16 protein-coding genes and 2 tRNA genes are annotated in these 18,726 nt (G+C 66.2%); 15 read left to right on the forward strand and 3 right to left on the reverse strand.

The genetic code is table 11. From position 1 onward, the window contains the following. Window positions 1-151 precede the first annotated feature (151 nt). Window positions 152-787, forward strand: coding sequence for a CG0192-related protein (locus ACWGQ2_RS12425; RefSeq protein WP_452017689.1), 636 nt, complete (start codon window positions 152-154; stop codon window positions 785-787). A 30-nt stretch (window positions 788-817) separates the two neighbouring features. Here ACWGQ2_RS12425 and ACWGQ2_RS12430 read toward each other — a convergent pair whose 3' ends face one another. Then, window positions 818-1,468, reverse strand: a complete 651-nt coding sequence (locus ACWGQ2_RS12430) for a vitamin K epoxide reductase family protein (protein ID WP_452017691.1) — start codon at window positions 1,466-1,468, stop codon at window positions 818-820. 422 nt (window positions 1,469-1,890) lie between these two features. Between ACWGQ2_RS12430 and ACWGQ2_RS12435 the strand changes: the two genes are divergently transcribed. The 12 genes from ACWGQ2_RS12435 to ACWGQ2_RS12490 all read left to right on the forward strand — a co-directional run bounded on the left by ACWGQ2_RS12435 (window position 1,891) and on the right by ACWGQ2_RS12490 (window position 14,014). Beyond that, window positions 1,891-5,313 (forward strand): Rne/Rng family ribonuclease, encoded by a 3,423-nt coding sequence (locus tag ACWGQ2_RS12435; RefSeq protein ID WP_452017693.1) that lies wholly within the window; start codon window positions 1,891-1,893, stop codon window positions 5,311-5,313. 375 nt (window positions 5,314-5,688) lie between these two features. Beyond that, window positions 5,689-6,000, forward strand: a complete 312-nt coding sequence (gene rplU, locus ACWGQ2_RS12440) for a 50S ribosomal protein L21 (protein WP_055240883.1) — start codon at window positions 5,689-5,691, stop codon at window positions 5,998-6,000. A 93-nt stretch (window positions 6,001-6,093) separates the two neighbouring features. Then, a complete protein-coding gene (gene rpmA, locus ACWGQ2_RS12445) occupies window positions 6,094-6,351 on the forward strand; it encodes a 50S ribosomal protein L27 (protein ID WP_055240884.1) in 258 nt (85 codons plus the stop codon). A 104-nt stretch (window positions 6,352-6,455) separates the two neighbouring features. After that, window positions 6,456-8,027, forward strand: a complete 1,572-nt coding sequence (gene obgE / locus ACWGQ2_RS12450; protein ID WP_452017695.1) for a GTPase ObgE — start codon at window positions 6,456-6,458, stop codon at window positions 8,025-8,027. Between the two features lie 52 nt (window positions 8,028-8,079). Then, the gene (gene proB, locus ACWGQ2_RS12455) at window positions 8,080-9,321 is read left to right on the forward strand and encodes a glutamate 5-kinase (protein ID WP_452017697.1); all 1,242 of its coding nucleotides are present in this window, start codon (window positions 8,080-8,082) and stop codon (window positions 9,319-9,321) included. Next, window positions 9,318-10,634, forward strand: a complete 1,317-nt coding sequence (locus ACWGQ2_RS12460; RefSeq protein ID WP_452017699.1) for a glutamate-5-semialdehyde dehydrogenase — start codon at window positions 9,318-9,320, stop codon at window positions 10,632-10,634. The genes proB and ACWGQ2_RS12460 overlap by 4 nt, the downstream gene beginning before the upstream one ends. Window positions 10,635-10,741: 107 nt before the next feature. After that, complete coding sequence (locus tag ACWGQ2_RS12465; RefSeq protein ID WP_091604235.1) at window positions 10,742-10,975, forward strand: hypothetical protein; 234 nt, start codon at window positions 10,742-10,744, stop codon at window positions 10,973-10,975. Window positions 10,976-11,006: 31 nt separating this feature from the next. Continuing rightward, entirely contained in the window at window positions 11,007-11,657 is a 651-nt protein-coding gene (gene nadD / locus ACWGQ2_RS12470; RefSeq protein WP_452017701.1) for a nicotinate-nucleotide adenylyltransferase, read from the forward strand. Window positions 11,658-11,684: 27 nt separating this feature from the next. Then, complete coding sequence (locus ACWGQ2_RS12475) at window positions 11,685-13,211, forward strand: hypothetical protein (RefSeq protein WP_452017703.1); 1,527 nt, start codon at window positions 11,685-11,687, stop codon at window positions 13,209-13,211. Window positions 13,212-13,229: 18 nt separating this feature from the next. Then, window positions 13,230-13,616: a ribosome silencing factor gene (rsfS, locus tag ACWGQ2_RS12480; protein WP_452017705.1), complete on the forward strand. Its 387-nt coding sequence runs from the start codon at window positions 13,230-13,232 to the stop codon at window positions 13,614-13,616. A 181-nt stretch (window positions 13,617-13,797) separates the two neighbouring features. Beyond that, window positions 13,798-13,870: transfer RNA gene (locus ACWGQ2_RS12485), tRNA-Ala, on the forward strand. A gap of 71 nt (window positions 13,871-13,941) precedes the next feature. Then, window positions 13,942-14,014 (forward strand) — tRNA-Ala (locus ACWGQ2_RS12490). A gap of 73 nt (window positions 14,015-14,087) precedes the next feature. Here ACWGQ2_RS12490 and ACWGQ2_RS12495 read toward each other — a convergent pair. Next, window positions 14,088-15,182: a saccharopine dehydrogenase family protein gene (locus tag ACWGQ2_RS12495; protein ID WP_452017707.1), complete on the reverse strand. Its 1,095-nt coding sequence runs from the start codon at window positions 15,180-15,182 to the stop codon at window positions 14,088-14,090. A 142-nt stretch (window positions 15,183-15,324) separates the two neighbouring features. Here ACWGQ2_RS12495 and ACWGQ2_RS12500 point away from each other — a divergent pair, with 142 nt between their 5' ends. Beyond that, window positions 15,325-16,227, forward strand: coding sequence for an NUDIX domain-containing protein (locus tag ACWGQ2_RS12500; RefSeq protein ID WP_452017709.1), 903 nt, complete (start codon window positions 15,325-15,327; stop codon window positions 16,225-16,227). A 16-nt stretch (window positions 16,228-16,243) separates the two neighbouring features. Here the strand turns inward: ACWGQ2_RS12500 and ACWGQ2_RS12505 are convergent, their stop codons facing one another. Beyond that, window positions 16,244-16,975, reverse strand: a complete 732-nt coding sequence (locus tag ACWGQ2_RS12505) for a lysoplasmalogenase (protein WP_452017711.1) — start codon at window positions 16,973-16,975, stop codon at window positions 16,244-16,246. 256 nt (window positions 16,976-17,231) lie between these two features. Here ACWGQ2_RS12505 and ACWGQ2_RS12510 point away from each other — a divergent pair, with 256 nt between their 5' ends. After that, window positions 17,232-18,725: an MDR family MFS transporter gene (locus ACWGQ2_RS12510; protein WP_452017713.1), complete on the forward strand. Its 1,494-nt coding sequence runs from the start codon at window positions 17,232-17,234 to the stop codon at window positions 18,723-18,725. The last annotated feature ends 1 nt before the right edge of the window (window position 18,726 follow it).

Here is an 18,726-nt window from a genome sequence, read left to right on the forward strand (position 1 = left end):
GCGGGCCCCCCCCCCACCCCGCACCCCCCTAATCCGTATGGGGGTGGCGAAATTCCGCCCCGTTTCCCCACCTGGCCCACACGGGCGCCCGCCCCCCGCCACGGGTGCCGGCCTCCTGTACATTCCGAGCGGTCTGGCTAGGCTGGGGCCCATGGCACTCATCTATATGGCTGATCTGCACCCGTCAAAAATGGAACTGGTTTCCCGCTGGCTTCCCGCGGCTCCGTGGTTCCCCAGCCGCGGCGACGTCCAGGCCGAGCCGCTGGCCGCCTACCGCTTTGATGACCCGCAGGGCCAGGTAGGCATGGAGACGCACATCGTGCGCTGCGGAGAGAGCACCCTCCAGGTTCCACTGACCTACCGCCCGGAACCGCTCGAGGGCGGTGACGGGTACCTGGTGGGCACTCTGGAACATTCGGTGCTGGGCAAGCGCTGGGTCTATGACGCCTGCGGGGATCCGGTCTACGTGAATGCGTTCGCCGCGGCAGTGCTCGACGGCGTAGGCCAGGCTCCGCTGTACGTCGAGGAGGACGGGGTTCGCCGAGAGCTGCCGCAGTCCATGGAGCTGGAGACCAGCGGGATGCCCGACGGCGAGGAGCTGGTGGAAGCCCCCGAGCGCGAACCTGCCGGCTGGACCGTCACGCTCATGCACCGTGACGGCTGGGAACTCTCCCTGGTCCGGGTACTGGACCTGGACGGACGCGCCGCGCCGCCGCCGTCGCTGGTGGGTAAGTGGGACGGCCAGCGCGAACCGGCTGTGCTTGGCTGGGCCCTGCCGCTGGGCTAGGTTCCCTCAGACTGGCCGGGCCTGCCCCGGCTAGCTGCCGAGGAATGAATTCATGAACCGGAAGAAGATCGATGCCGCGGTCGCAACCCACAGCAGGGCCGTGATGGCCCAGGCCCATTCTGAGACGAAACGGACCAGGCCGGCCGGCGCCGGAATCACGCCGTGCGCCAGGTTGCGGACCGTGGTGAAGACGAAGAGCGGAATCATGGCCGTCCACACCACAATGCAGTAAATGCAGAGCACATAGATGTCGAACAGTGCCTGGCTCCACAGCCAGACCACAAACACCATGCCCAGCGTGACACCGGCCTGGACAGCGGCCCAGTACCAGCGGCTGAACCGGGCGCCGGCCAGCATGGACATTGCCACCGTGATCATGACGGCAAACGCCACAATGCCGATCAGCGGATTCGGAAACCCGAACAGAGCGGCCTGCCAGGTCTGGAACACCGTTCCGCAGGAAACCCAGGGGCTGATGTCACAGCTTGTGATGTAGGAGGAGTCCGCGTAGACCCGCAGGCGCTCAATGACCAGGATCCCGGAACCCAGCCAGCCAACGATCGAGGTGATCAGGACCAGCCACGCGAAGGGCTTCTGCTGAACGGAACGGGCAAGCCCGGCTTCGCCGGCGCTCCCGTCCCGATGGGCGCCGGTGGTGGTGCTGGTGGAACTGACAGGCACGCGCTGCTCCTTTGGCCGGGTATCGGTGGTCCGATTCTATGTGGTGCTAGAGACCGAAATGACCTCCGTGTGAGATAATGGCTTTGGCTGGTGTCGGATCCACATTCCGTCATTGGTCCAGCGACAGGCTTCCGGTGCTGTTGGCGATGCTTCCCAAGAAGGAATGCCCATCAATCCGGATGGGGCAGGGGAATCCGCCGTACAGCCCTACCACGGCCCAAACGCCTAGCCGTTCCGAGCAGGTAGCAGGAAAAGCGCCGCTGGTCTTGCGAGTGATGCCGTGCCCTCACGATGGTGCGACCTCGGAAGACATTTAGACGACTTCCGGCTGGCGCTGGCTCCGATGCCCCCGCACAGCCGATACATTGCCCTCCGGGCATTGGAATGTGGCCAGTGCCGCGGGGGCCGGAGCATAGCTGTATATGAATACTGATCGCACAACAGAAGAAGCAGTCGATCCCGCCGCAGGGGTCACGGCACCTGCTGAGGCAGTGCAGGCTGAGGCAGAAACGGCACCGGTTGCCAAAGCGCCGGCAAAGCGCGCACCGCGTGCCCGCCGGAAGCCCGCAGCTGCCGCCGAGGCCGCTGCAGACGAAACACAGGAGCCGGCCCTGATCCAGACCGGTGCCGAAACTGAATCCGCGGAAGCAGTCGCAGAACCCGCAGTTAAACCCAAGCGGACGCGCGCACCCCGCCGCAAGCCCGCGGCCAGCACCGATGAAGCGCCGGCCGCAGCAGAAATCCCTGTTGCCGCTGAAAGTGCCGTTCCTGCCGGGAACGCTGAAGCAGCGTCGCCCGCCGCCGAAGAGCCGGCAGCCGAAGCACCCGCCAAGACGGTAAGGCGCCGCCGCACACCCGCCAAGAAGGCCGCAGCCGAAACCACCGCAGCAGAGACTGACCAAGCAGAGACCACCGAAGGCGCGGATAACGGCGCGGCCCAGGCCCAGGACACCGGCGCCCCGGCTGAAACCACGAGCAGCAAGGAAGCTGACGAGCCCGCGCCGGCCCGGACGCGTACCCGCCGCCGGACCACCGCCAAGGCAGGTTCCGCCGCTTCCGCACCGGCAGCAACTGATGACGCCGCGGCGAACACCGAAGCTGAGCCGGCCGCAGCAACCGCCGGGTCCAAGCCCGCAGCAGCCGTATCTGAGGACGCTGCGCCTGAGGCACCCGAAGAGTCTGCGGAGACCACGCCGGTCCAGTCCTCGGTCCTTGATCCCTTCGCCATTCCTGAATCGCCGACGTCGGTGCTCTTCCACGCACCGGACCTCACGGCCGTGCAGGCGCTGGCCGCCGCAGCTGCAGACGCCGGGTCGGATGAAGACGAGGACTCCGACGACGAGGGCCGCGACTCCAACCGCTCCCGCCGCAGCCGCCGCCGCAGCCGGGGACGTTCACGCACTGAAGGCGAGAGCGGCACGGACACTGAGGGCACCGAGTCCGCCGAAGCCGGCGAGGAGAACGCTGAGGGCGTGACCTCCCGCCGCCGCCGTCGCCGCCGCCGCGGAGACGCCGACCTTGAACTGACCGGCGGATCCGACGATGATCCGCCCAACACGGTGACCCGCGTCCGCGCCCCGCGTGCCCACGCGGATGCACCGGCCAGCGACCGCGTGACCTCCGTCAAGGGTTCCACCCGTCTCGAGGCCAAAAAGCAGCGCCGCCGCGAATCCCGCGAGTCGGGCCGCCGCCGCCACGTCATCACCGAGGCAGAGTTCCTGGCCCGCCGCGAGTCCGTTGACAGGCAGATGATCGTCCGCCAGCGCGACGACAGGATCCAGATCGGTGTCCTCGAGGACGGCGTCCTGGCCGAGCACTTCGTCTCCAACACCCAGCAGGACTCCCTGATCGGCAACGTCTACGTCGGCAAGGTCCAGAACGTGCTGCCAAGCATGGAAGCAGCCTTCGTTGACATTGGCCGCGGACGCAACGCCGTGCTCTACGCCGGCGAGGTCAACTGGGATGCAGCCGGCCTGGACGGCCAGCCGCGCCGCATCGAGCTGGCCCTGAAGTCCGGGGATTCAGTGCTGGTGCAGGTCACCAAGGACCCGGTGGGTCACAAGGGTGCCCGCCTGACCAGCCAGATCTCCCTGCCTGGCCGTTACCTGGTGTACGTCCCGGGCGGCTCCATGACCGGCATCTCCCGCAAGCTCCCGGATGTGGAACGCAACCGGCTTAAGAAGATCCTCAAGGACCACCTTCCGCAGAACGCCGGCGTCATTGTGCGCACGGCGGCTGAAGGCGCCTCCGAGGAAGAGCTGATGAATGATATCAACCGCCTCCGCGCCCAGTGGGAGAACATCGAGGCGAAAGCCAAGTCCACCAAGACCCTTCCGCCGGAGCTGCTGTACGGAGAACCGGACCTCACCATCAAGGTGGTCCGTGACGTCTTCAACGAAGACTTCTCCAAGCTCATCGTTTCCGGTGAGGAAGCCTGGGACACCATCGAGGCCTACGTAACCTACGTGGCCCCGGACCTGGTTGGCCGGCTTGAGAAGTGGACCAAGGACGAGGACATCTTTGCGGCCAGCCGCATCGACGAGCAGATCTCCAAGGCCCTGGACCGGAAGGTCTTCCTGCCCTCCGGCGGTTCGCTGGTCATCGACCGCACCGAAGCCATGACCGTGGTGGACGTCAACACCGGCAAGTTCACCGGCAGCGGCGGCAACCTCGAAGAGACCGTCACGAAGAACAACCTGGAAGCAGCAGAAGAAGTAGTCCGCCAGCTGCGTCTGCGGGACATCGGCGGCATCATCGTCATCGACTTCATCGACATGGTGCTCGAAGCCAACAGGGATCTTGTGCTGCGCCGCCTGGTTGAATGCCTGGGCCGCGACCGCACCAAGCACCAGGTCGCCGAGGTCACTTCGCTGGGCCTGGTCCAGATGACGCGCAAGCGTATGGGTACCGGCCTGCTGGAAGTCTTCGGCGAAGAGTGTGAGCACTGTGCCGGCCGCGGCGTCATCACCCATGACATCCCCGTGGAGCACCGCCGCAGCACCAGCCACGCTGTTTCTGAGGACAACCACTCCCAGCACCTGAAGCAGGAGAAGGCTTCCCGCGGAGAGCGCAAGCGCCGCAGCCGCGGGGGCCAGAACCAGAACCAGGGCCAGAACCAGCAGGCGCCCGCAGCGCCGGTGGAACAGCCCAAGGTGGAAGAACCCCAGGCTGACGATGCCGAGCGCGCAGCAAAGGCCGAAGCCGCCCGTGCGGCACTGGCGACCATCGCGGCCGCTACGGCAGCAGCGCACGACGCCGGAACCGCCTCGGAGCAGGACGCCAAGGACACGGCGGCTTCCGAACAGGCACCTGGCAAGGACTCCGGCAGCAGCACCGAAGAGAAGCCGCTGATCCGCGAACCCAAGGATGAGGACGTGCCGGCCGAGGCAGGTGCAATCCTGCGAATCCAGGGTGAAACCGTGGTGGTTCCGCGCCGTGAACGGCGCCGCCCGGTCCGCCAGGACGTCCAGCTGACCCTTGAGAGCCTCACTGAGGCGTTCAACGAGGTTTCGCCGGTCTCCCGCGAATCTCAGGCACCGAAGGCGGAAACTGCGCCCGACGGCGGCAGCGCGCCGGCCGGCAGCAGCCGTCAGGAAAACGGCAACGGCAACGGCAAGAAAGATGCTCCGCCCGCTGCCGAACCCGTACGGCGCCCCCGCCGCCGGCGTGCAGCACGCAGCCCGCAGGGTTCGGCTGACGCCCAGATCATCAAGGCCGGTTCGGAGGACAGCTCCGGAGCCCAGGGGAGCAGCACCACTGCGGTGGCAGCAGCTCCCGCCGCGCCGCGTACCGAGGCAGCCGCACCGGTGATCCTCGGCGTCGGAGTTCCGGCGTCGGACCTCTAACGGTGTCCTAACAGCAGCGAACAGTGCAGCTCCCGCCCGGGAAGGGCCGGGAGCTGCACTGCTCTTAAGGGGTTTCGTGTGCCGCGCCCGGGCGGGGGAGCAGGCTGGCGCGCGGCTGCGGTTGGGGGCGCTCCCGGAGTGCTATAGAATGGGAGTCAGCGCAGTGACGTCCCCAGTACGGCCGGAGGATGGCACGCTGGGCCTGCCGTGCATTTGCGGCATGTGGGTCCGTTAGCGTAGCCTTGAACTTCGGTGCGAACGCCTTCTAAGCCGTTATTCGGTACAGGGCGTGACTGCATGGCGCAAGCCGGACACATTGAAGGTCCGGGGAAGTGCGCATCCAAGTATTAAACGTCGAGAGAAGTGAGTTCCCAAGTGGTGTACGCGATTGTCCGCGCTGGCGGCCGCCAAGAAAAGGTTTCCGTCGGAGACCTCGTAACCCTGGACCGCGTCCCCGGTGGAGCCGGTAGCACCTTTGAGCTGCCTGCCCTGCTTTTGGTTGATGGCGACAAGGTCACCTCTGCCGCCAAGGACCTGGCCAAGGTTACGGTTACGGCAGAAGTTATCGAAAACTTCCGGGGTCCGAAGATTGTCATCCAGAAGTTCAAGAACAAGACCGGCTACAAGAAGCGTCAGGGCTACCGCTCCTCGCTGACCAAGGTCAAGGTCACCTCCATCAACTCCTGATTCCTAACGTCCGGGACCGCTTGGTTCCAGACCGCGGGAATTGTGCCCGCACCTAGGCATCAAAGTCAGTCATAGCAAAGGCAGGATTAGAAAATGGCACATAAGAAAGGTGCGAGCTCTACTCGCAACGGCCGCGACTCCAACGCTCAGTTCCTGGGCGTGAAGCGCTTCGGCGGCCAAGTCGTCAAGGCCGGCGAGATCATCGTTCGCCAGCGTGGCACCCACTTCCACCCCGGCGCAGGCGTTGGCCGCGGTGGAGACGACACGCTGTTCGCCCTGGAGGCAGGCGCTGTTGAGTTCGGCAGCCGTCGTGGCCGCCGCGTCGTGAACATCGTCGCAGCCGCCGAGTAATTTCGGCACACAGCTTTTCCGGTGGGGCGGGCCAGATGGCCCGCCCCACTTCTTTTTTAAGCCGAGTAGACTTGGCTTGAACCAAATTTTCAACAAGGAGAACCATGGCCAGCTTTGTAGACCGTGTTGTACTGCATGTTTCAGGCGGTGCCGGCGGCCATGGTTGCGTGTCCGTAAAGCGTGAGAAGTTCAAGCCCCTGGGCGGTCCCGACGGCGGCAACGGCGGCGACGGCGGCGACGTCATCCTCCGCGTCGACGGACAGACCACCACGCTGCTGGACTACCACCACGCACCGCACCGCCACGCCGGCAACGGCGGACCGGGCATGGGTGACTGGCGCGCCGGCAAGACGGGGGAGACCCTGGTGCTTTCCGTTCCGGAAGGAACGGTCGTCAAGTCAAAAGACGGTGAGGTGCTTGCCGACCTGGTTGGCATGGGCTCCGAATACATCGCTGCTGCCGGCGGGCAGGGCGGCCTGGGTAACTCCTCGCTCTCCTCGCAGAAGCGCAAGGCCCCGGGCTTCGCGCTGCTGGGCACCCCCGGCGACGAGCGGGACATTGTCCTGGAGCTCAAGTCGATTGCAGACATCGCCCTTGTGGGCTTCCCGTCCGCAGGCAAGTCTTCGCTGATCGCAGCAATGTCCGCTGCGCGGCCCAAGATTGCCGACTACCCCTTCACCACCCTGATTCCGAACCTTGGCGTAGTCCAGGCCGGTGACGTCCGCTTCACCGTTGCCGACGTACCGGGCCTGATCGAAGGCGCTTCGGAAGGCAAGGGCCTGGGACACCACTTCCTGCGCCATGTTGAGCGATGCGCCGCGCTGGTCCACGTCCTGGACTGTGCCGCGCTTGAGGCGGACCGTGATCCGCTCAGCGACCTGGACATCATCGAGGCCGAACTCGAGAAGTACGAAGTGGACATGAGCTACGCCGGTGCCGACGGCGACGTCGTGCCCCTGAACCAGCGTCCCCGCCTGGTGGCGCTGAACAAGGTGGACGTCCCCGACGGCCGGGACATGGCAGAGTTTGTCCGGCCGGAACTTGAAAAGCGCGGCTACCGTGTCTTCGAAGTTTCCGCTGCCAGCCACGAAGGCCTGCGCGAACTGGGCTTTGCGATGGCTGCGATCGTGGCCGAGGCCCGCAAGTCCGTCGAGACGGCCCCGCCGCGCATTGCTGCACCCGTTGTCCGGCCCCGTTCGGTCAACGCCAAGGGCGGATTCACCATCCGCCGCGAGGAGCGCAACCTGGAACCGCTGTTCCGCGTTCTCGGTGACAAGCCGGTGCGCTGGGTCCAGCAGACAGACTTCACCAACGACGAAGCAGTGGGCTACCTGGCGGACCGCCTGGCGAAGCTCGGCGTCGAAGACCAGCTGTTCAAGGCCGGGGCGAAGCCCGGCGACGCCGTGGTTATCGGCGAGGGCGACGGCGTCGTCTTCGATTGGGAACCGACCATGATCGGCGGCGCGGAACTGCTTGCCGCGTCCCCGCGCGGTTCAGACATCCGCATTGAAGAGTTCTCCCGCCCCACCCGCACTGAAAAGCGTGAGGACCACCAGAAGCGCAAGGACGCCCGTGCGGCGGCCCGCGCCGAGCTTGAGGCTGAGCGCAAGGCCGGTATCTGGACTGAGTCGGTGAACTACAAGCACACCCGCCCCACAGTGAGCGATGACGACTAATCGCTTCACAGACGCGGAGCCCGGGCGGGCTTGGGCATAGGCTGGTTCGGTCATGAGTGAAGAAAACGCTGAAGCACAGACCATCACCGCACCCAAGCGGCCGCTGAAGTCCAGGGCAGGACTTGCCCGGGCGCGCCGCGTCGTCGTCAAGGTAGGTTCCTCCTCCCTGACATCCGTTGCAGGCGGAATTTCCGACGAGGCTCTGACCTCCCTGGCGGATGTCCTGGCGGCGCGGCGGCGGCAGGGAACGGAAATCATCCTCGTTTCCTCCGGCGCCATCTCTGCCGGCCTGGCACCGCTGGGCTTGTCCAAGCGCCCGTCGCAGCTGTCTACCCAGCAGGCCGCAGCCAGTGTTGGCCAGGGCCTGCTGATGGCCCGCTACACGGAGGCCTTTGGCCGGCACGGGGTTACCGTGAGCCAGGTGCTGCTCACCATCGAGGACCTCATGCGGCGCACCCACCACGCCAACGCCCACCGTGCGCTGGAGCGCCTGCTGAACTTCGGCGTTGTGCCTATCGTGAATGAAAACGACACCGTCGCCAGCCACGAGATCCGCTTCGGCGACAACGACCGGCTGGCCGCGCTGGTAGCGCACCTGGTAAAAGCCGATGCACTGATCCTGCTCTCCGACGTCGATTCCCTCTACGACGGCCCGCCCTCAGCCGGCGCGCGCCGCATTCCCGAGGTCACCGGGATGAAGGACCTCGAGGACGTCCGGATCGGCAAGGTTGGCAAGGCCGGTGTTGGCACCGGCGGGATGGTCACCAAGGTTGAGGCAGCTACGATCGCCGCCCAGTCCGGCATTCCCGCTCTGGTCACCTCCACTGAGAACGCCGCAGCGGCGCTGGCCGGCGAAGATGTGGGGACCTGGTTCACTACGCGCGGTGTACGCCAGCCGATCCGCCTGCTGTGGCTGGCCCATCTGGCCCGCATCCAGGGAACGCTTGTACTGGACGACGGCGCTGCCCGTGCTGTGGGGGAGCGGCGCCGTTCGCTGCTGCCCGCCGGGATTGTGGCCGTCGAGGGCCACTTTGAGCCCGGAGATCCAGTCGCCCTGGCTGATACCTCCGGCCGGGTCCTGGCCCACGGGCTGACCAACTATGCCTCTGACGAGCTGCCCCGGATGCTGGGCCGTTCCACCCGTGAACTAGCGAAGGAACTGGGCCGCGGGTACGAACGTTCAGTGGTGCATGTCAATGACCTGGTGATCCTGCAGCCGCACGGTTCTTCGGCAGTTCAGGCAGCGTCACGGACCCCACAGGCCGAGGACGCCGCCGCTACACTGGGAGCATGACCGTCCAAGAGACCTCGTCCGTGAACAGCAACGCTGAATCCGCGCCCTCGCCGGAGGAAGTCGAAGCCGGCGTCCACCGCATCGCCGACCGGGCCCGTGCAGCTTCCCGCCGGATGGCACGCGCCAACCGCGCCTGGAAGGACCTCGCCCTGGAGCAGATTGCCCAGGACGTGGTTGCCCGCCGTGACGCCGTCCTGGCTGCCAACGCCCGGGACGTTCAGCGCGGCCGGGAGAACGGGACCTCCGAAGCGCTTCTGGACCGGCTGACCCTGACCCCTGAACGGATCGACGGCCTCGCTGCGGCCCTGCGGAACCTTGCCGGGCTCCCCGATCCGGTTGGGTCAGTGGCGCGAGGCCAGACCCTGCCCAACGGGCTGCGGATGCGCCAGGTGCACGTCCCCCTCGGCGTCGTCGGGGCCATCTACGAGGCGCGTCCCAACGTCACACTGGATATTGCCGGCCTTGCTCTGAAGAGCGGCAACGCCGTGATTCTGCGCGGGGGCAGCGCGGCAGCGGCCACCAACACCGTGCTGGTCAACCTGATCCGTGACGCCCTGGACACCGTAGGGCTGCCGTCGGACGCAGTGCAGACCATCGACCAGTACGGACGGCCGGGAGCGAACTTCCTGATGAAGGCCCGCGGCCGCGTCGACGTGCTGATACCCCGCGGCGGCCGGGACCTGATCCAGAACGTCGTCACCAATGCTGCTGTTCCCGTCATCGAGACGGGGGAGGGGAACGTCCATATCTACCTGGACGAGTCAGCTCCCGAGGAGATGGCGGTTGAGATCCTGCTCAACGCCAAGACTCAGCGGCCCAGTGTCTGCAACACCGTGGAAACCCTGCTGGTGCACAGCGGCTCCGCCGCTGCCCGCGAAGTCCTGGCGGTCCTGGCCGACGCCGGAGTCCGCCTCCACGCCGACGAGCGGATCCGGGGAATCCTGCCTGAGGGCACCCCGGTGCAGGACGCCACGGAAGAGGACTGGGGCCGGGAATACATGGACCTGGACCTGGCCGTGGCCATGGTGGACACGATGGACGAAGCGCTGGAGCACATCCGCACGTACTCCACCGGCCACACCGAAGCCATCATCACAAATGACCTGGCCAACGCAGAGCGCTTCATCGCTGAGATCGACTCCGCGGCAGTGATCGTCAACGCCTCCACCCGCTTCACCGACGGCGGTGAACTGGGACTTGGAGCCGAGGTGGGCATCTCCACGCAGAAGATGCACGCCCGCGGGCCGATGGGGCTGAAGGAACTGACCACCACCAAATGGATCATCCAGGGAGACGGCCAGGTACGCGCCTAAGGGCCGGGCGCACAGGCGCAGACTGCGGTGTTCGCGCCGCGTACGCGTACCATTGATCTAGAAACGATGCTCCGCCGGTATGCCCGGCGGTTGATTTAGGGAGATTCATGCTGATCCAGCTTTCAAGTGCTGCGCTGATGGCGGCCGAAGTTGCCGAAGAACACGCAGAAACGTCGCCGTTCGTGTACGGCGGGGTTATCTTCGCGATCTTCATGGTGCTGATGTTCGCGACCATGGCCTTCACCAGCCTTGGCCACCGCCACGAGGCCGTCCCGGAGCACGTTGATCCGCAGCGCCAGTTCCCGAACAAGCACGACCACGGCCAGGGCATCCCCGAATAGGTCACCGAACCAGGTGGAACCGGCTGGGACCATGAATAGCGCAGAGCAGGACGCGACCCGGCGTCCCTACCGGCTGGGCGTGATGGGTGGGACATTTGATCCCATCCACCACGGCCACCTAGTGGCCGCAAGCGAAGTGGCCTCTGTATTCGACCTCGATGAGGTCGTGTTTGTACCCACCGGCGAACCGTGGCACAAATCGGCGCAGGAAGTCACCCAGGCCGAGCACCGGTACCTGATGACAGTGATTGCCACCGCATCGAATCCGCGCTTCAAGGTGAGCCGCGTGGACATCGACCGGCCGGGTCCCACCTACACCATTGATACGCTGAGAGATCTGCGCCGTGCGCGCCCCGACGCCGAGCTGTTCTTCATCACCGGGGCGGACGCCATGGCACAGATCCTCTCCTGGAAAGACGTTCAGGAACTTTGGTCCCTGGCCCACTTTGTGGGCGTCACCCGGCCCGGCCATGAACTGCAGAACATGGGCCGCGACGACGTAAGCCTTCTGGAGGTGCCGGCGATGGCCATCTCCTCCACAGACTGCCGGGCGCGCGTTGCCGCGTCAGAGCCGGTCTGGTACCTGGTACCGGACGGCGTGGTGCAGTACATCGCCAAGCACAACCTGTACACCCCAGCTCAGCAAAAGGCGCGACCCGCCACCACTGAGCCAGTAGCCTGAGCGATCAACACACCGGATGGGTAGGAAATGACGAACGGTCCAGAGTCCGCAGATGCACCCCGACGCAGCCGCCGTGCGGCTGGTTCAGGGAGCACAGCGGGGGCGCAGGAACGGGAGTCCCAGCAGCGGGCCAGGGACCGGGAAGCCCTTCGGGCCTACAAGGCACTGACGGACAGCCAGCCCCGGCCCGAACCGTCTGATGACGCGAATCCGCCTACCCGCCGCCAGCTCCGGCTTGCCCAGCAGGCCGCAGCGCAGCAGGCAGCTGCGCAGGCCGCCCTGCGCTCCGCGCAGCAGCAGGAAGCCCCGGCGGCATCGGCGGAATCCACTGGTTCGGCCGGTGCGGCTGAAGCACGCCCGGCCAACGCGCAGCGTTCCGGCGATATGCCTTCGGGCAGGGCATCCGGCTTAGCAAACGAAGCGCAGCAGGACGTTCCTCAGCCCGCCAGCCGCAGGGAACGGCGCCGTGCCGCCGCCGCGGCCGCAGCGCCGCCGCCCGCGGCAGCGCCCGGAACCCCCGCAGCTCACGCGCACGTCAAGACTGAACCGGCGAAGCCTGAAGCGGCGAAGCCCGCGGCTGTTAAGCCTGCCGCTGCCAAGGCTGAACCGGCCAAGCCCGCAGCGGCCAAGACTGAATCCAAGCCGCCGGAGGGCAAGGCCGAATCCAAGCCCGCAGCTAAGCCCGGGCCAACTGCTGCGCCCGTGGTCCAGCCCGTCACACCGGCGCCGGACCGGGCGCCTGCCGTCCAGGAAAAGTCCGCACGGAAGCAGCCATCCCAGGTACCGGCCGGCAACGAAAACCCGCGGGCCAAGGCTGCAGCGGCAGCCGAACCCAATGCCGACGTCGCCAATATGTCCGTGGAACAGGCGCTGGCTGCCCGCGAGGCCCTGAAGCACCAGGCCCGGAACCAGGTTGCGGCCATGGAAGCCCTGCAGCAGTCGGATCCGCATGCTGTGGATCTGGAACTGCTGGCGCAGCAGCGCGCCCTCGCAGAACGGGCCGCAGTTCTGAACCGCAGAACCGCGAACATCCAGCGGCTGGCCCAGGAGAACGAGCAGCGCCGCTCCGCGCCGTCGGACCCCACCACGGCCCACAATCTCGCCATGGTTACCCCGCTTGAATTCGTGGAGATGCCGGGACTGGACCGCCCCGTTATGAAGCCGCCGCCCACGTCGCACGTTCCGGTGGTGACGTCGCCGAAAACTGCCGCGCGCAAGGCTCCGTCTGCCGGCCGGGCGCCGGGGACACCCAAATCCGGCAGCGACCGGCGTCCTCCCAGGGCAGGGGAGACCGCACCGGCAGCAGCCGCCGAAGTGCGTCACTCCAAGATCCTTGCCCGGGCCGATGCGCTGGTAAACGCACCGCTTGAAGCTGACCAGGGCGCCAAGCCGGTGGGTGCGCGCAGTGCCTTCGGCTTGGACCCCCTGGATGTTATGACTGCAGGCCTCGGCCGCACCCGGAGGATACGGTTTGTATCCTTGGGAATCGTGGGCGTGGGTCTTATAGCCCTCACCCTCGGGGTATTAATGATCGTCGGCGGCCTTGGCAGCTGATACCAAACAAGGAGACATGTGAGCGCCACCGAATCATCCATGAATATCGCCCGGACCGCTGCCAAAGCGGCGTCGGCCAAGCTGGCGGATGACATCGTCGCTATCGACGTGAGCGAACGGCTGGCGATCACGGATATCTTCCTTATCGCCTCCGCCTCCAACGAACGCCAGGTCAACGCGATCGTCGACGGCATCGAGGAAGAACTCGCCAAGGAAGGGCTTAAGCCCGTCCGCCGCGAGGGCCGGAGCGAGGGACGCTGGGTCCTGCTGGATTACGCCACTGTTGTGGTGCACGTCCAGCATGAGGAAGACCGCGTCTTCTACGCCCTGGAGCGGCTGTGGAAGGACTGCCCGATGGTGGACCTTCAGCTGCCCGACGCCGAGTCGGCCGCCGAGCCGGAATAAGCCTGCGCGGGTGCGGAGCAGGTGCCCTCATCTGCTCCGCACCGGGCGAATTTCACCCGTGTAGTTTGATTTTGCACTGTGGCTCATTTGTACTAAAGTAGAGGAGTTGCTTCGGCCCGGACGGAAGAATCCGGACTGAGGAAAACACCGATTGTCCGCCTGAACGCGGTTCAGGCAGTTCGGGGCTGTGGCGCAGCTGGTAGCGCACCTGCATGGCATGCAGGGGGTCAGGGGTTCGAGTCCCCTCAGCTCCACCGATAGATCATCCGGGCAGCCGGTATCTAGGGCTGAATGTTCGCCATTCGGTGGAAATCACAACTGAATTGGGGCTGTGGCGCAGCTGGTAGCGCACCTGCATGGCATGCAGGGGGTCAGGGGTTCGAGTCCCCTCAGCTCCACCCGACTGAGGTAATCAGCGAAGAACCCGGATCCTTAGGATCCGGGTTTTTTCGTTAACCAGGGCCTGGCCCATCAGAGAACGCGCAGGCCGGCGCGCGCACACAGGGCGGTCAGCCCGTCAACGCCGAAGGCACCCGCAGGACCCTGCACTCCGGGTGCAGCAGCATGTCCGTCCCGGAGCGCGACCGCAGCCTCTGCGAGCAGTTCTCCGGTCAGGGTGTACACGTTTGGGCCCTGCACATGGACTTCGACGACGGTGTACCCGCGGCTGTCTGAAAGGTTCGCCACCGCATAGCTGCCGGACCTGGCTCGTTCCTGTTCATCCGGGCCGCCGCCCGGCGCCCCGCCACGTGAAGCCGCCTTGGCCAGTGCCTTACCGCCGCCCGGCAGCCGCTCCAGGGCTGAAGCGGCGAAGGAGAGCGGCCCCGCGACGCGGCTGAGTGCCGGGAACCACCCGTTGTAAACTTCCACGGCCGAAAGGCCCGGGTAGGTTTCGGGTAGGAAAAGGACCTCCGTGCCCATTGCCAAAAAGGCCCTCCGGGTCCGGTCCTGGACTTTGAACTCATATGTTGTGCTGCCCATCCTGCGGGTACGCAGTGTGCCGCCGCGATAGACACTGGTTGGACGGCTGAGGGCTTCCGCGAGCGTTGCGCGCGTCCCCCCGCTGATTCCCCGCCGCAGAGATCCAAGGGTGAAGTAGCCGATCCGCAGGTTCCCACCGGGTGTTCCGGCGGCGCGGGCCGCGAGGGCGCCGGCCAGGGTTCCGGGCACATAGTCGTAACCGAAGGATGGAACCATGGTGGCACCGTTCCCGGCGGCGCGGGCGGAGAACTCCTGCTGCACCCGGTGGACAAAGTCGACCTCGCCGGTTGAATCAACGTAATGGGCTCCGGCTTCGGCAGCGGCCGCCGCCGCGGCATAGCCGATCCTGTTGAACGGCCCGACAGTGGAGACCAGTACGTCTCCGGGTTCAACCAGCGCCCGGACTGTATCCGGTTTGGTGACATCAGCCGTCCGGTACGGGAGGCCGTGCGGGTCAGCGAGGGATTTCAGGGAACCTTCGCTTCGGCCGGCGAGTACAGGGCGCGACCCGCGGGCCAGAAGTGAGTTGACCGCCAGCCTGCCGGTGTAGCCGGAGGCACCGAAAACCACGATTTTGGGGGTCATTGCTTCCTCCGCGTATCTGTGCCGCTTCCGGTGCAGCCTGCACCGGTTGTTCAGCGCAGTCTAACTTCATGCCGGGCACAGGGGAGAGAGCATACTGCCGTCGTACCGGACTGCAGGGACGAGATATGGCAGTGTAGGGCAGGTGAGGATCGAACCGCCCGCTCCCGGAGAGCCACGCCGCCCGCACGGACCACGCGACCCCGGAGATGCCTGGGTCATTGCCCCGGACGGGCAGCGGTACTGGGGCCGGTTCGGTGCGGCCGGCCTGCTTGCCTGCGACCCCGTGCGCGGGATCCTGCTCCAGCACCGCGTTTCGTGGAGCCACCACGGCGGCACCTGGGCGCTCCCGGGCGGTGCCCGGCATCAGGGGGAGTCCGCGCTCGACGCCGCTGTGCGTGAGTCCGCGGAGGAAGCCGGGGTGCCCGCCGCTGCCCTCCGTCCCCGCTTTATGAGCATCCTGGATCTTGGCGTCTGGTCCTACGCCACGCTTGTTGCCGATGTGGAGAAACCTTTTGAGCCGGTGATCAGCGACCAGGAGAGCGTTGAACTTTCCTGGGTTGCACCGGAGGAAGTGGGAGAACTCCCGCTTCATCCGGCTTTTGCCGACGCATGGCAGCGGCTGCGCCCGCTGCTGGACATCCGCCCTGCGCTGGTCGTGGACGCCGCGAACGTCGTCGGCTCAGTGCCGGACGGCTGGTGGAAGGACCGAGCCGGTGCAGCCGAAAAGCTGATGGCGGAACTGGCCCGGCTAAACCTGTCCGGCGTACCGGCCCACGTGCTGCAGCTGCCTGAGGATCTTTGGTATCCGGAGATCACCGTGGTCCTGGAGGGCCGTGCACGCTCCGCCCAGGGCAGCGGCGGCCTAACAGTTATCCGTGCTGAGGGATCCGGCGACGACGCGGTCGCAGCCACTGTCCGTGAACTGAGGGCAGCCGGACGTCAGGTCACCACCGTTACCAGCGACCGCGGGCTCGCGGAGACCTGCCGCGGGCTGGGTGCACATGTAACCGGGGCCGGGGAATTCCGGGACCGACTGGATTCCTGAGATCGGGCCGGGCTGCCTAGCTGCGGCCGGACTCCTGGCTGCGGAGTCCGGCGCTCCCTCCAGAACGGGACCATGAGGAGGAGAGGAATCCGGCAATGATCAGGCCCTGCCCGGCGCAGTAGGTCAGCATCACCAGTGCACTGGTGATGTCCGGCATTGATTCCGGCATAAAGATCCGGAAGGACAGGATCGTGTCCGATGCCAGGAAAAGCACGCCGCCTGCAGCCACAATCGGGGTGCAGCGCGCTGCGGTCGCAGCCGTTCCTCCCAGCACCAGCCCGTACAGTGCGACGGCCGGGGCCAGGGATCCCAGCGCAGGCCAGAGGACCACCAGCATCGCGGCCCACCACAGCGGGAAGACCAGCGCCCACCGCGGGAAACCGCGAACCGCCGCATATTTCCAGAACAGCCGGATGTAGCAAAGATGCGCCAGGCCAAAGGCCCCCAGCATCACCGGCAGCTCTGGAAGCATCGGCAGGAACGCCGCGGCGCCGTCGCCAATCCAGGAAAAGAACAAAGCCGCAAGAATCAGTGTGCCGTAACCACGCTGCCAGCGTCCGCGCAGTGCCCACAAGGCAGCCCCTGCCAGCAGCGGCATCAGGGTCAGTTTGGTTGGCGCGGCAAGCCAGTCCGCTTCCACGGCCCGGGCAGCAACATGGACCGCGGACATGGCGGCAAAGGGGATGAAACCCCACCACCAGCGCCGGGACAGCGCGGCGGACTGCTCGCGGACAGGTGCAGTGGACACAGACACTCCTGGGAATCGGGGTTTTGAGCATCCTATGGCCGCTGCGGCGCCGGAACCTGCTTCGCCACGGTCCCGGACCCGCCGGGTCAGATTAAAAGCCCGGTGACGCAGGAATGAAAGAACTGATACTGGCGTTACCTATGAGGAGCGAGGACCGGGAACGGTCCTGGCACTGCCCGCATCTTCGCCGATCGGAGCCGGATAATCCGGCTGTGTTAGCCGGCGCCGACCACCCGTGAAGAGGAAATTCTCCCCCTTGAGTACCGAAACCCGTCCTGTCCCGGCTCCCAAGCCGGCGGAGGACCGCAGGCCCAGTCCGGACCGTCTGGACGCACGCACCAAGACCGTGATCGGGCTGCTGCTCGTCTCATCCTTTGTGGTGATCCTGAACGAGACCATCATGAGCGTGGCGCTGCCCCGACTGATGGCAGACCTGCAGATCACCGCAGCCACGGCGCAGTGGCTGACCACAGGTTTTATGCTGACCATGGCCGTGGTCATTCCGGCTACCGGCTATCTGCTCCAGCGCTTCACCATGCGTGCCCTGTTCCTGGCCGCCATGTCACTTTTCAGCGCCGGGACACTGCTTGCTGCCCTGGCTCCGGGCTTCGGCGTGCTCCTGGGTGGACGGATCATCCAGGCCAGCGGCACGGCCATCATGATCCCGCTGCTGATGACCACTGTGCTGAACACCGTTCCGGTCCACCGGCGCGGCACCATCATGGGCACCATCTCAATTGTCATTGCCGTGGCACCGGCCATCGGTCCCACAGTGTCCGGCCTGATCCTCAGCGTGCTGGACTGGCGCTGGATGTTCTGGCTGGTCCTGCCCATCGCGCTGCTGGCCCTGGGACTGGGAGCGCTGAAGGTCCAGAACCTGACCGAAACCAGGCGTACCCCGTTCGATGTGCTCTCCATCCTGCTCTCCACGGTTGCCTTCGGCGGCCTGATCTTCGGCCTCAGCAGTATCGGTGAAGCAGCTGCAGGCGAGGCCCCCATGCCGGTGTGGATTCCGCTGGCCCTCGGCGCCGCATCGCTCGCGGCGTTTGTAGCCCGCCAGCTGGTCCTCCAGCGCAGCGACCGTGCCCTCATGGATCTGCGTACCTTCGCCAGCCGGCCCTTCGTCGTCGCGATTGTGATGGTCTTGATCAGCATGATGGCGCTCTTCGGCGCCCTGATCGTCCTTCCGCTCTACCTGCAGAACGTCCTGGGCCTCAGTGCCCTGAACACCGGGCTGCTCCTGCTGCCCGGCGGCGTTGTTATGGCCATCCTCTCTCCGATCGTGGGCCGGCTCTACGACCGGATCGGACCCCGGCCCCTGGTGATTCCCGGCGCCCTGGTGCTCACAGCCGCACTGTGGGGACTGACCATGCTGGACCAGAGCACACCGGTTGCCATGGTGATCGCCCTGCACTGCCTGCTCAACGCCGGCCTTGGCTTCATCTTTACCCCGCTGTTCACCTCGTCGCTGGGCTCCCTGGACCGGTCACTGTATTCCCATGGAAGCGCCATCCTCAACACCCTTCAGCAGCTGGCCGGCGGTGCGGGAACGGCAGTGTTCATCACCCTGATGACCACTGGAACGGCTCGTGCCCTCAGCGAGGGCGCGGACGCGATTGGGGCTGCAGCCGCAGGCGTGCACACGGCCTTCTTCTGGGGAGCAGTTGTCTCCCTGGGCGCGCTGGCGGTGTCCTTCCTGGTCCGCCGGCCCAAAAACGCAGCTCCTGCCGAAGCAGCTGCAATCCACTAGG

The sequence above is a fragment of the Arthrobacter sp. NPDC055585 genome, from assembly GCF_053619115.1.